The organism is Promicromonospora iranensis, assembly GCF_028994805.1.
Taxonomy (GTDB): domain Bacteria; phylum Actinomycetota; class Actinomycetes; order Actinomycetales; family Cellulomonadaceae; genus Promicromonospora; species Promicromonospora iranensis.
On sequence record NZ_JAJQQP010000008.1, the window covers coordinates 307634 to 319304 of the forward strand.

At 71.3% G+C, this 11671-nt stretch carries 14 protein-coding genes; 3 read left to right on the forward strand and 11 right to left on the reverse strand.

Annotated features, from left to right (window positions below; translation table 11 throughout):
• Positions 1-6: 6 nt before the first annotated feature.
• The 6 genes from LUM46_RS15880 to LUM46_RS15905 all read right to left on the reverse strand — a co-directional run bounded on the left by LUM46_RS15880 (position 7) and on the right by LUM46_RS15905 (position 5270).
• Entirely contained in the window at positions 7-273 is a 267-nt protein-coding gene (locus LUM46_RS15880) for a hypothetical protein (RefSeq protein ID WP_274995141.1), read from the reverse strand.
• The gene (locus LUM46_RS15885) at positions 270-1982 is read right to left on the reverse strand and encodes a gamma-glutamyltransferase (protein ID WP_274995142.1); all 1713 of its coding nucleotides are present in this window, start codon (positions 1980-1982) and stop codon (positions 270-272) included. The genes LUM46_RS15880 and LUM46_RS15885 overlap by 4 nt, the downstream gene beginning before the upstream one ends.
• Positions 1979-3094, reverse strand: a complete 1116-nt coding sequence (locus LUM46_RS15890) for an acyltransferase family protein (protein ID WP_274995144.1) — start codon at positions 3092-3094, stop codon at positions 1979-1981. The genes LUM46_RS15885 and LUM46_RS15890 overlap by 4 nt, the downstream gene beginning before the upstream one ends.
• Before the next feature lie 147 nt (positions 3095-3241).
• Positions 3242-3952, reverse strand: coding sequence for a cation diffusion facilitator family transporter (locus LUM46_RS15895; protein WP_274995145.1), 711 nt, complete (start codon positions 3950-3952; stop codon positions 3242-3244).
• Positions 3949-4317, reverse strand: coding sequence for an ArsR/SmtB family transcription factor (locus LUM46_RS15900; protein WP_274995146.1), 369 nt, complete (start codon positions 4315-4317; stop codon positions 3949-3951). The genes LUM46_RS15895 and LUM46_RS15900 overlap by 4 nt, the downstream gene beginning before the upstream one ends.
• A gap of 74 nt (positions 4318-4391) precedes the next feature.
• A complete protein-coding gene (locus tag LUM46_RS15905; protein WP_274995147.1) occupies positions 4392-5270 on the reverse strand; it encodes an alpha/beta fold hydrolase in 879 nt (292 codons plus the stop codon).
• Between the two features lie 87 nt (positions 5271-5357).
• On the opposite strand from LUM46_RS15905, the gene LUM46_RS15910 reads away from it, so the two are divergent.
• Positions 5358-5897 (forward strand): GNAT family N-acetyltransferase, encoded by a 540-nt coding sequence (locus tag LUM46_RS15910; protein WP_274995148.1) that lies wholly within the window; start codon positions 5358-5360, stop codon positions 5895-5897.
• 82 nt (positions 5898-5979) lie between these two features.
• On the opposite strand, the gene LUM46_RS15915 is transcribed toward LUM46_RS15910, so the two are convergent.
• Both LUM46_RS15915 and LUM46_RS15920 read right to left on the reverse strand, forming a co-directional pair.
• Positions 5980-6651, reverse strand: a complete 672-nt coding sequence (locus LUM46_RS15915; RefSeq protein WP_274995149.1) for an ANTAR domain-containing protein — start codon at positions 6649-6651, stop codon at positions 5980-5982.
• 169 nt (positions 6652-6820) lie between these two features.
• The gene (locus tag LUM46_RS15920; RefSeq protein WP_274995166.1) at positions 6821-7216 is read right to left on the reverse strand and encodes a zf-HC2 domain-containing protein; all 396 of its coding nucleotides are present in this window, start codon (positions 7214-7216) and stop codon (positions 6821-6823) included.
• Between the two features lie 326 nt (positions 7217-7542).
• On the opposite strand from LUM46_RS15920, the gene LUM46_RS15925 reads away from it, so the two are divergent.
• Complete coding sequence (locus LUM46_RS15925) at positions 7543-8304, forward strand: MBL fold metallo-hydrolase (RefSeq protein ID WP_310243069.1); 762 nt, start codon at positions 7543-7545, stop codon at positions 8302-8304.
• Positions 8305-8328: 24 nt separating this feature from the next.
• Here LUM46_RS15925 and LUM46_RS15930 read toward each other — a convergent pair whose 3' ends face one another.
• The 3 genes from LUM46_RS15930 to LUM46_RS15940 are packed head-to-tail and all read right to left on the reverse strand — an operon-like array spanning position 8329 to position 10753.
• On the reverse strand, positions 8329-9012 hold the full coding sequence (locus tag LUM46_RS15930; RefSeq protein ID WP_274995150.1) for a hypothetical protein: 684 nt from the start codon (positions 9010-9012) through the stop codon (positions 8329-8331).
• A 2-nt stretch (positions 9013-9014) separates the two neighbouring features.
• Positions 9015-9590: a hypothetical protein gene (locus LUM46_RS15935; protein WP_274995151.1), complete on the reverse strand. Its 576-nt coding sequence runs from the start codon at positions 9588-9590 to the stop codon at positions 9015-9017.
• Between the two features lie 14 nt (positions 9591-9604).
• On the reverse strand, positions 9605-10753 hold the full coding sequence (locus tag LUM46_RS15940) for a zinc-dependent alcohol dehydrogenase (RefSeq protein WP_274995152.1): 1149 nt from the start codon (positions 10751-10753) through the stop codon (positions 9605-9607).
• A gap of 147 nt (positions 10754-10900) precedes the next feature.
• Here LUM46_RS15940 and LUM46_RS15945 point away from each other — a divergent pair, with 147 nt between their 5' ends.
• Positions 10901-11347 (forward strand): DUF4383 domain-containing protein, encoded by a 447-nt coding sequence (locus tag LUM46_RS15945; RefSeq protein WP_274995153.1) that lies wholly within the window; start codon positions 10901-10903, stop codon positions 11345-11347.
• The last annotated feature ends 324 nt before the right edge of the window (positions 11348-11671 follow it).

Consider the following 11671-nt stretch of genomic DNA (forward strand, 5'->3'; position numbering starts at 1 on the left):
TGCCGGTTACACGTCCGGGACGCTGATGAGGGAGAGGGTGGTGCGGCTCTTGCCCGGAGCCGGCTCGAAGTACGGGGCGAGTACGTCCAGCAGCCCGGCGCTGATCGCTTCGGCGTCGTTCTCGTCCACGTAGAGCGCGAGCTGGCGGTAGTTGAGCTGCTCGTTCCGGCTGTGCAGCGCCGCTCTCGCACGACGCTCAGGTAGCCGGCATCGATGAGCGCGGCGACGTGCCGGTACAGCGTGGTCGAGGTCTCCGGCGCGGCGACGCGTCACCTGCCGGCGCTGCCCACCACGAAGCCAGCCGAACGCCGCTCGTCGGCGAAGCCGCTCACCCTGGCCTCGTCCCAGCTGATGGCGAGCGCCTGGACGGAGCCGTAGGTGGACCTGGCCGCCTCGTCGGTCACGACGACGTCGTAGCCCAGCCCGCGTGCGGCGTCGGCGAGCTGTGGGGTCTCCAGGCGGAGCTCGCCGTCGGTCAGCAGGAAGCGGCCGGCGCGGACGGCGGTCTCCAGCGGCTGGTCGTGCAAGGCCCAGCGCGTGACGACGTCGGCGATGGTGCTGGGTATCTGGCGGCCACCCGGGGTGCCGATCACGAGCACGGGCCGTCGCCTCGCGTCGAGCAGCATGGTGGGTGAGCTCCAGGTGACGGAGCGGCGTCCGGGTTCCGGTCGGTTCGCTTCGTCGTGGCCGATGCTGCCGAACCGCTCGAGCTGGTTGTTGAGGAAGAATCCCGCGACGTACTGTCCGCTGCCCCAGTAGTTCGTGATGGTGTTGGTCATCGAGACAGCCGCGCCGTCGGCGTCGACGACGGAGATGTGGGTGGTGTTGGGCGCGCCCTCGTAGCCACTGGCTGCGGCCGACCTCCTGCTCGTCTCGGCGGCGTCCGGCAGACTCGCGGCGATCCGGGCGTTCCGTGCCGGGTCGGTGAGGCGCCCCACCGGGACGTCCACGAAGCGTGGGTCGCCGAAGTGCTGCTGCACGGAGGTGTCGGCGACGTGCCAGGCGCGGGACAGGATGTCGATGTGCTCGGGCGAGTCGGGGTCGACTGCCCCGATGCCGGCGGCCTCCGCGATCTGCACCATCTGGATGACGGCGGCGCCGGGCAGTGCCGGCGCCCCCGACAGCATCGTGAGGTCTCCTACCTGGCCGGCGGCGGGCTCGGAGACATCGACCTCGTAGGCGGCGAGGGACTGGCTGTCCAGTCCCGGTACGTCTGCCAGGGTCCGGGAGAGGCTGCCGGTGTAGAGGGAGTCGGGGCCTTCGTCGGCAAGGGTGCGCATGGTCGCGGCGAGCTCCGTCTGGGTGAGCAGGTCGCCGGCCTGGAGAGGCGTGCCGTCGTCACGCCGGAAGTGCGGCAGCGGCGCGGTGACGTCCGGGCCCGGGTATCCGTTGATCTGGGAGGCGAGGTAGCGCGAGACCGGCGCACCGGACCGGGCGATCTCGATCGCGGGCTGGAGCAGGTCGGACCAGGGCAGGCTTCCGTGGTTCCGGTGCAGTGCCTCCATCCCCGCGACGAACCCGAGCACTCCCGTGCCGCTGTCAGGGATCTGACCGGCCTGGTTGACCACCTCGCGGTACTCGTAGTTCTCCGCGTTCCCGTCGGCGACGACTATCGCGACGCCTCCGCCGCCGATGCCCGAGCTGGCGGGCTGCATGACGGCGTCCGCGAACGCCGCTGCGATCGCGGCATCCACCGCGGTGCCGCCACGCTCGAGCATCTGTGCGCCGGCCTCGGCGGCGAGCGGGTGGCCGGCGCTCACCCCGTGTTCACGCAGCCCGGGCGCGGAGGCCGTCTCCGAGGGGGAGGGCGCGGGTCCCGACGGGGAGGGCGAGGGCTCAGCGGGGGAGACCGATGCGGTCGGTGACCGGCTCGGCCCGGGCGGGGGCGGCGCCGCCGTGCAGGCGCTGAGTGCCACGACGGCCACGGCGGCAGCCGCGAACGCCGTGATGCTGCCTGGCTTCGTGCTCTGGTCGTTTCTCACTGTTGCCGGGTCCTTCCGGAGATCTGTGCGGTCTGGAGGCGGTCCCGCGCCGGCGTCCTGCGTGGGCGGAGCCAGGTCCGGCGCAGGAGCCGTTCGAGCGGGCCGGGGCTGCCCGTCCTCTGCCAGAGCACGGCCACGGCGAGCACGACGGTCACGAACACGGCGCTGACGAGGACTCCCTGCTCGAACGAGAAGCCCCGCACGGGCTTGATGAGGGCGAGGACGACGAAGTGGAGCACGTAGAGGGTCAGAGAGATGCGGCCGCACGCGACCAGCCAGCCGAGGACCGCTGACCGGCCCGACCGATGCAGGACGAGCGAGCAAGCGGCCACCACCGCGACTGCTCCGCCGATGCTGCTGGCCAGCCACAGCGGCATCTGGCCGTGCGCGGCGCCGGTCAGCAGCCGCCAGGGGCCCCGGTCGGCACCCGGACCGATGAGCGCGTACATGAGCTGGGAGGCGGCGAGGGCTACCACCATGACGGAGGCGCCCCCGACCGCGAGCCGGCGCAGCACCACCGTGTCGGTCAGGTCGAGCCGGGCGACGCACAGGCCGGCGACGAACGGTACGGTCCAGCTCGCCAGCGGGTACCGGCCGGTCAGGGTGAGTGAACGCACGGCTTCCCACGGCCTCGTGCCAAGGGTGACCGGTCCGCTCGCGCGGAGGGCGGGCCAGGCCATCTCGTGCGCGACGACGGCGGCCGGCCCGGCGAGCAGGAGCACGACGCCGACACCCAGCAGGACTCGCGAGGGCAGGCGCCACAGCAGCGGAGCCAGCAGGAACAGGACGGCATAGGTGGGCAGGATGACGTTGACCTGGTCCGTCAGCTCCTGGAGCGCGACTCCTCCAGTGAAGAGGAGGGCTGCGCGCCACGTGGCGGTCGACCACCGCTCGCTCCGGGGCTGCCGGCTGAGCAGGTATCCCGTGCCGATGCCGGCCACGACGACGAAGAGCACGGACGCTCGCCCGTAGGGCAGCAGGTATAGACGCTGGAGGATCGACTGCGAGCCCACCGGCCCGACGTTGACGACGATCATCCCGACGAGCGCGAGACCGCGCGCCGCGTCAAGACCGACGAGCCGAGGGTGGCCGGCTCCAGCCGCCGTCCTCACAGCAGCGAGCTCGCAGGGCCGGTGCGGCGTGCGCGTACATCTGGCCGCGACGCCTCCGGATTGCCTCTGCGCTTCACCTCCTTAAGACGCGGCTCGCCCATGATTCGTTGAGTGCGGACCGCGACTCGTGTCAAAGAAGCGGGTGGTTCAGCTCCCAGAGCGGGTGCAGCAGCCGTCGGCACAGCCGGCGGAGGGGCTCGCGTCCGTGGTGAGGAGAGCCTGGGCCGGGCTGCAGCAGGCGTCGCCACGCCAGGCCTCGATGCCCTCCTTGACCGCGACACCCGCGATGACGAGCGCTGCCAGGGGGTCGGCCCAGGTCCAGCCGAGCGTGGAGTTGAGCAGCAGCCCGACCAGGAGCACCGCGGACAGGTAGGTGCACAGCAGCGTCTGCTTGGAGTCCGCCACGGCGGACGCCGAGCCCAGCTCGCGTCCCGTGCGACGCTCGAACCAGGACAGGAACGGCATGATGACCAGGCTCACGGACGCCAGGACGATACCGACCGTCGAATGGTCGGGCTCGGCGGCGCCCAGCAGGGTACGTGCGGCGTCCACGGTGACGAACAGCGCCAGGCCGAAGAACGACAGCGCGATGACGCGCATCGTGACCCGCTCGCGCCGGTGCGGGTCAGGGGCGGCGAACTGCCACGCGACCGCGGCGGCGGACAGGACCTCGACGACGGAGTCCAGGCCGAAGCCGACGAGTGCCGCCGACGACGCCATGCGACCGGCGGTGATCGCCACCACCGCCTCGATCACGTTGTAGGTGATGGTCGCCGCGACGATCCAGCGGACGCGGCGTTCCAGCACGTACCGGCGGTCCGGGGTCGGGGGGCGGGACCCGAGGCTGATGGTGGTCATGAGCAGGTGCACCCCTCGGGCGAGCAGCAGGTCGGGTCGACGGTCACGACGAGCTTCAGCAGGTCGGCCAGCGCAGGGGCCAGGTGCGGGTCGGCGAGCCGGTACCAGGTCCGTCGTCCCTCCGGGATGGCCTCCACGAGACCGCAGCCGCGCAGGCACGCGAGCTGGTTGGACATCACCTGCCGCGAGACGCCCAGCGCGCTGGCCAGGTCCGACGGGAACGCGGGCGCCTCGCGCAGCGTCAGCATGATCCGCGCCCGGGTCTCGTCCGACAGTGCGTGTCCGAGCCGCGCGAGCGCCGCGGTGTGCGTCAGTGTCACCGACTCTCGAGTCGGTGCCGTGATCGGTTCGCTGGTCGTCTCCACCGACCTGACAGTACACGAAAGCATGTACTGTCAGAGGGCGCGCTGCTCACGGGACGGTGCGAAGCAGCTCTCGATCAGCGCGCGGTCTCGGGGCGAAAATGACCGACCAGCGCCCGCGCGAGCGCCGCCGGGTTCTCCTCGGCGACGTGGTGCCCGGAGTCGATGCCGAACCCGTCCACGTCGTCCGCCCATGCGCGCCAAATGTCCAGGGGGTCGCCGTACAGGTCCTCGAGGTCGTCCTGGAGCGACCACAGCACCCGGAGGGGCGCGGTGACGCGCCGGCCGGCCGCACGGTCCGCCTCCTCGTGCGCCCGGTCCACCGAGAGGCCGGCCCGGTAGTCCTCCAGCATCGCGCGCACCACCTCGGGATGAGCGACCGCGTCCATGAGCTCGGCGTGGTTCTCGGCTCCCATGGCGGCGGGGTCCGCCTTGCTGCCGTACCAGGCGGCAGGATCGGGGTTGATCACGCGCTCGGGGATGTCCGGCTGGGCGAAGAAGAACCAGTGCCACCAGCGGGTGGCGAACGTCGCGTCCGCCCGGCGGAGGTGCTCGCTGAGGGGTATGCAGTCGATCAGGGCCAGCCGCTCCACCGCCTGCGCGTGGTCGAGAGCGAGCCGGAGCGCGACGTAGCTGCCGCGGTCATGGCCCGCCAGGCAGAACCGCTCGTGGCCCAGCTGCCGCATGACCGTGAGCATGTCACGGGCGACCGCTCGCTTCGAGTGGGCGGAGTGGTCGGGGACGGCGTCGGGACCTCGCGACCTCCCGTAGCCACGAAGGTCGGGGCACACGACGGAGAAGCCCGCCTCGACGAGCCGGGGAGCCACCCGGTGCCAGGTCGCCGACGTCCGCGGATGGCCGTGGAGGAGCAGGACGGGCGGGCCCGACCCGCCGTGCCGGACGAAGATCGACGCCTCACCGGTCAGGACACGCTCCGTCGTGAATCCAGCGAACACACGTCGAGGCTATCCGAGGGGTCACGGGCCGCGCGGGACGGGTGCGCTCCCGCTGGCGCTCGACGGGGTGCCTGTACCGTCGCCGCCATGGAAAGCCCCAGCGCGCACGGGCGGGAGATCCTGCTCGAGACCGATCGGCTCGTCCTGCGCCCCTGGCGGGTGTCCGAGGCTGCGGTGCAGCGCGAGATGTGGACCGAGCGTGATCCACGCGTTCCCCCGCACCGCCGGATCGACGCCGCCGGCCGCCCCACGGTCGAGGAGATCGAGGGCTGGATCCGCAGCGCGCCGCGCTCGGACTCCCTCGGGCTGCCGGCCGTGGAGCGCAAGGGAGCCGGCGACGTCGTCGGCTACTGCGGCCTGATCGCCAACCGCCAGGGACCCGACGACGAGCCGGAGCTGGCGTTCGAGCTGCTGCGCAGGTTCTGGGGTCAGGGGTACGCGACGGAGGCCGCGCAGGCGGTGCTCGGTCGGGCGCGGACGTCGGGTTACCGGCGTCTGTGGGCGACGGTCCGGGACTGGAACGCTGCCTCTCGGGGCGTCCTGGCGAAGCTCGGGTTCGTCGAGACCGGGCGCATCGAACCTGACGAGGTCCACGGGGACTCGCTGTACCTGATGAAGCGGCTGTGACCGATCGGTTGCCTCGGCCCATGGCCGCACCGACGGCGGCCAGACGCCGAGTCGCTGCTCGGCGTCGTGCTCCTCGAGGCCGTCACTTGCCGACGCGGTCCTCAGGTCGCGCGTCGTCAGAGACAACCAGGGCGCGCAGAACGCACTCGGCCACCTCGCGTTGCGTCACGTTGCGATGCCGGGAGGCGGACTCGAGGATCCGTCTCGCCTCGTCCTCCGCGCAGTCGTTGGTCTGCATGATCGCGCCGATCGCACGCTCGATCGTGATCGTGTCGGACATCTGGCTGTAGTAGCCGGCCGCGCCGTCCTCGAGCTCGGCCAGGCCGAGGTGGAGGCGCACCATGGCCGCGGTGAGCTGCGCGTAACCGTCGGCTGCGGCGAGCAGCTCGGGCGTCCACGGGTCGGGCGACCGCGAGTAGAGGTTCAGTGCCACGGCGATGTGGTCGTTCACGGCCGCGGGGACCGCCAGCGCGGAGACGAAGCCTTCACGGGTTGCTTGCTCACGCCATGCGTTCCACCCGCTCTTCTCGGTGATCGCCGGCACGACGTGGACGGACAGCTGGTCCATGGCATCGATGCACGGCCCGCTGTCGGCGAGGGACTCGGCCCGGTCGCATCGCGCGGCGGCGCCGCTGCTGCTGCCCGCGCGGACCGCCAGCCCGTGCTGGCGCACGGTGATGCTGGCCTCGATCTCGGCGCCGAGCACGGTCGCGGCACGCCGCGCCAGCTCGTACGGGAAGGTTGAGATGCTCATCGCATCGATCCCCTCTGTGAACGACGTCGGCGCGCGAGCTCGCTGGGGCACCGGCACGGCCAACCGTGGTCGGGGAGCGGCACATGATCGCTCCGCTCTCCACGGTACGCGGTCTCGGATCGCGCCGCGGCAGGGCCCTGTGATCGGTGCCGGAGGCAGGAGCCGTACGTCAGCCGGCGCGGTGCCCTCGTGGTCTCGACGTGCCTCCGAGCCGCTCGAAGGTATCCGCGCGGGTGACGGTCAGCGTTGCGGAGTCGGCCACGGCGCGGCGCGCCCAGGAGGCTTCCCGGATGTCGATGAACGCGCGGATGCACTCCGCGCAGCTGTCCAGGTGGGCCTCCAGGCGACTTGCTCGACGGGGTGCGAGATGCCGGCCGAGGTAGTCGTGCATGGCGGCACGCGTGGAGCGGCATTCCGGTCCGTTCACGGCGTGGACGCTCGTCACGCGGGGTGCCGAACCGAAGCGGACCGGCTCGGGCGGCGAGGTGTCGGCGTCTGAACCGCTGGCGTCGCCCTCGGTGCCGAGCACGGCGCACAGGTCGTCGAGACCCAGGCCAATGGTCATCGTCACGCGTTACCTGCCCCCTGTGCGCACAACATCCGGATGTGACCGGCTGGGTCCTAGTTTTACTGTGGATGAGGATTCATAGAAATTTGGGTGTGATACGTCCTTTGTACTGGTCGCGTTCGACATACCCAGCACCGTGAAGTCGGTGGCGAGCACCGTGGACGAACGTGCTGCGGGCCGGGCGGCGAGGACCGCCGGCGCCGGCCGAGCGCGGTTGCCAGTGGGGGCGCCCTCCCTACCGTGGAACTCAGGTCGAGATCCAGGCCGGCGCGAGGAGGAGACATGGTTGACGGCTCGATGACAGATCCCCGCGATGAGCTGGGGTGGATCGCGTGGTGCTGAGCGAGGTCGCGGACGGCGTGCACCGGATCGAGCACGCCTACGTCAACGTCTACCTCGTCACGGACGACGAGGGTCGCGTGCTCGTCGTCGACACCGGTCTGCCGGCGACCTGGAACCTGCTGGGCGAGGCGCTGCGCGAGCTCGGACGCCGTCCCTCGGACATCGCGGCGGTAGTGCTGACGCATGCCCACTTCGACCACACCGGCTCGGCCGCGGCCTTCCGGACGCGACTGGGAGTACCGATCTGGCTGCACGAGGAGGACTTCACGATCGCCGCCCACCCGTACCGCTACGCGCACGAGAACGTACGGGCGACCTATCCGTTCCGGTACCCGGCGTCGCTGCGGATCCTCGCGTCGATGACGGCGGCGGGCGCCCTGCGAGTACGCGGGGTGCGGGGGCTGCTCCACGCGGAGCCCGGCGCGACTCTCCCCGTACCCGGCGCTCCTCGCGTGATCTTCACGCCGGGCCACACCTACGGGCACTGCGCTCTGCACCTGTTCGACCGGGACGTGCTGCTCACCGGGGACGCGCTCGTCACGCTCGACCCGTACACCGGCAGGCGTGGCCCGCAGATCATCGCTGGCGCCGCCACCGCGGACAGCGTGCAGGCACTGATGTCTCTCGACCGCCTGACCGCGTACGACTCGGGCGCGACGACGTTGCTGCCCGGCCACGGCGAACCGTGGACCGGGGGAGTGGCGGCGGCCGTCGAGCAGGCGCGCCGGACGGGCGCTCACTAGCGCCCGCCGGCGACGGGTGTGGGCTCAGTCGCGTTCACCCGACGCCGGGCGGCCGGCCCGGGCCGCCCGATAGGCGGGAGCCCGGAGCGCGGCGGCCCAGGGATACGTGCCGAGCTCCCCGGGTACGTGCCGCACGGGATCGACCCGTGGCGCGTCGCCCGCGACGGCACGCCCGCAGTGGAGCGTCCCCAGCCGGTGCCACCGCTCGCCGGGGTGCGCGGACAGCAGCGCCAGGTCGGTGCCGACGAGGGCTGCCGTCCCCGTGCTGTGCCGGTCGCGCGGGCGTGTGCCGACGGGAGCGGCAGCAAGCAGCACGGGCCGGCCGTCGAGGTCCCGGAACGGCATGAGCGTGCCGAACCCGCCCTCGAGCGGACGGATCCGGGGCGCCAGGAGAAAGCGGGTGAGCCGGCCCAGACCGGTTGCCGACAGCAGGATGTCCTGGGCACGGTCGTCGACGGTCCAGTGCACCGCGAGGCCGAAGACGTCGGGCAGCGGAGCGGGCAGGCCCGCAGCGCGCGACACGCGCACGGTCACCGGGTGGGTCGTGGGAGCACCGAGCGCGGCAGCGCCCGGCGCGCCGCCGACGTCGAGACTCAACGTCCCGCTGAGCACCGTGCCGGTCGGGTGGAGCGGCCGGGGGCGCCATCTGCGCACGGCCGCCACCACGGCACCGAGTACCAGCCCGGTGGCTCGTGCGGCTCGGGGCATCTTCAGGGCCCCCAGGAGCGGGCCTGCCGGACCACTGCGCGGACGCCCCGGTAGATCACCACGCCGCTCAGCACCCAAGGCCCTACGACGACGAGGGGGTCGAGGACCTGGTGCCGCACGTCCACCCGCCCGGCCCGGGACCGGAGCGGATGGTGTGACGGCTCCGCCAGCACTCCGGTCTCGGTCACCGGGTTGTCCGGGCGGGTGGTCGCGAAGGACGCGAGGTGGCTCTCGACGGCATCCACCCGGTCGGCCCCGATCAGCAGCAGCCAGTGTGCGGCGCGGCCCTCGCTGAACCGTTGGTACGCGAACCTGCGGACCACGCCCGACAGGCCCTTGAGCGGCACCGACGTGCCGAAGACCGGCGTCAGGCGTGCATGCTCGATCGAGCGCTCGCGCGGCTGGCGCTCCTGCTGCTGCTCGGGCAGGTCCCAGTGCGCACCGGTCTCCAGCCCGCGCACCTCGCGGGGGTAGGAGGGGCGGTCGGCGGGGTCGAGATCGGCGCCCCAGCCCGGTATACGGGCTCTGAGCTGCTCCGGCGTCTCGGCCAGAGGCGGCTTGTCGGCGGTGTACGGCACGGTCGTCCCCTCTCTCACGCGGCGCCGGGCACGACGAGCGGCTTGATGCAGCCGTCGAGCTTGGCGGAGAAGATGTGGTACCCCTCGGCGATGTGTTCCAGCGGGATCCGGTGGGTCACTATGTCGTTCGGCTTGAGGTAGCCGCTGCGCATGTGCTCGAACAGCCTCGGCCACTGCCGTTTCACGGGCGCCTGGTTCATGCGCAGGGTGAGGCCCTTGTTCATCGCGTCGCCGAACTTGACCGCGCTGAAGATGGGCCCGTACGCGCCCATCACCGAGACCGTGCCGCCCTTGCGCACGGAGTCGATCGCCCAGTTCAGCGCGATCGGCGATCCGCCCTGCAGCTTGAGCTTCGCGCCCGTCACGTGCTGCAGCAGGTTTCCGTCCGCCTCGGCGCCCACCGCGTCGATCACCCGGTCGGCGCCGAGCCAGCCGGTGGTGCGCTTCATCTCCACGACGATGTCCTTGTGCTGCGTGAAGTTGACGGTCTCGGCATAGGCGAACGTGCGGGCCATCTCCAGCCGGTCGTCCAGGTGGTCGACGACGATGACGCGACCGGCGCCCATGAGCCACGCCGACCGGGCGGCGAACAGCCCGACCGGTCCGGCACCGAACACGACCACCACGTCGCCCTCGACGATGTCGGCGAGCTGCGCACCGAAGTAGCCGGTGGCCAGGGCGTCCGTGCACAGGACGGCGTCCTCCTCGTCCATCCAGTCGGGCACGATCGTGGGCCCGACGTCGGCGAAGGGCACCCGGACGTACTCGGCCTGCCCGCCGTCGTAGCCCCCGGTGGTGTGCGAGTAGCCGTAGATGCCACCCACCGCCGTGGCATTCGGGTTCACGTTGTGACAGTTGGAGTACAGGCCGCGCGCACAGAAGAAGCACGTTCCGCAGTAGATGTTGAAAGGCACCATCACCCGGTCGCCGACGGCGAGGTTGCGTACCGAAGGACCGATGTCGTGCACGACGCCCACGAACTCGTGGCCGAACGTCGATCCCACGCGCGTGTCGGGCATGAGGCCGTGGTAGAGGTGCAGGTCCGACCCACAGATCGCCGCCGTGGTGACCCGCACGATCGCGTCGTTCGGATGCTCGACACGAGGTAGGTCCTTCTCCTCGACGCGGATCTTGTACGGCCCGCGATACACCATCGCTCGCACTGTGATCTCCCACCGTCGACCGGTCCGAACATCCAGACTCACGCCGTCGGCGTCGAGTCGCACCACGAGGAATTCGCGTCAAATGCGAGTGGAGCGACTCACCCTCAAGGTGTTCGTACTGGCAATCACACGGAATGGAGAAACGCCATGACGCAATCCACGCACGCGGCGCCTGTCCGGGCGCCACATCAGTGGCTCGCTCTCACGATCGGCGTGGTCTATCTCCTGGTCGGTATCGCGGGATTCTTCGTGACCGGGTTCGACGGTTTCGCGGAGCACGACCACGACCAGACGTTGCTCGGGTTCGCCATCAACCCCCTGCACAACATCGTGCACCTCCTGATCGGACTCCTGGGCGTCATCATGTGGTCCTCGCCGAGCCGAGCACGGACATTCGGCTGGCTGCTGGTGATCGGGTACGGCGCGGCGTTCGTCTACGGCCTGGTCGCGGTGAACAACCCGGACATCAACATCCTCAACATCAACGCAGCGGACAACTGGCTGCACATCCTGAGCGCTCTCGCGGGCCTGGCCATCGCGCTGTGGCCTCGCCGGGGCGCCGGCACCACCTCGCCCGGGCCGCGACAGACCTGAGCAAGCTCTGGATGCGAGTGGGCGGTGACCGCCCTAGCGTCGGGGGGCGGCAGCGTGGTTTCGACGACTGCGCTGCCGCACCAGCCCGCAGACCGAAGGCCGCCGTCCCGCACCGAGGGTGCGGGACGGCGGCCTTCGGTCTGCCGCGTGTGATGCCGGGAGCGACTACTCCTTGTGCAGGGCGTCCTGCACTGCGCCCGCTGCCTTCTCAAGGGTCTCCGGCCGACCGGTGGTGCCGTGGAGACGCACGTCGGGCTTGGTGGGCGGCGGGGCAGGCACGCCGGCCGGCGGCTCGGCCACGTACTCGAACTCTCCCTTGCCGTC

Excerpts from the sequence above, each read along its gene's own strand:
- LUM46_RS15910 (WP_274995148.1), top strand. The coding sequence starts at position 5,358 with ATGGAAAGCCCCAGCGCGCACGGGCGGGAGATCCTGCTCGAGACCGAT.
- LUM46_RS15920 (WP_274995166.1), bottom strand. The coding sequence starts at position 7,216 with ATGACCATTGGCCTGGGTCTCGACGACCTGTGCGCCGTGCTCGGCACC.
- LUM46_RS15915 (WP_274995149.1), bottom strand. The coding sequence starts at position 6,651 with ATGAGCATCTCAACCTTCCCGTACGAGCTGGCGCGGCGTGCCGCGACC.
- LUM46_RS15930 (WP_274995150.1), bottom strand. The coding sequence starts at position 9,012 with ATGCCCCGAGCCGCACGAGCCACCGGGCTGGTACTCGGTGCCGTGGTG.
- LUM46_RS15945 (WP_274995153.1), top strand. The coding sequence starts at position 10,901 with ATGACGCAATCCACGCACGCGGCGCCTGTCCGGGCGCCACATCAGTGG.
- LUM46_RS15895 (WP_274995145.1), bottom strand. The coding sequence starts at position 3,952 with ATGACCACCATCAGCCTCGGGTCCCGCCCCCCGACCCCGGACCGCCGG.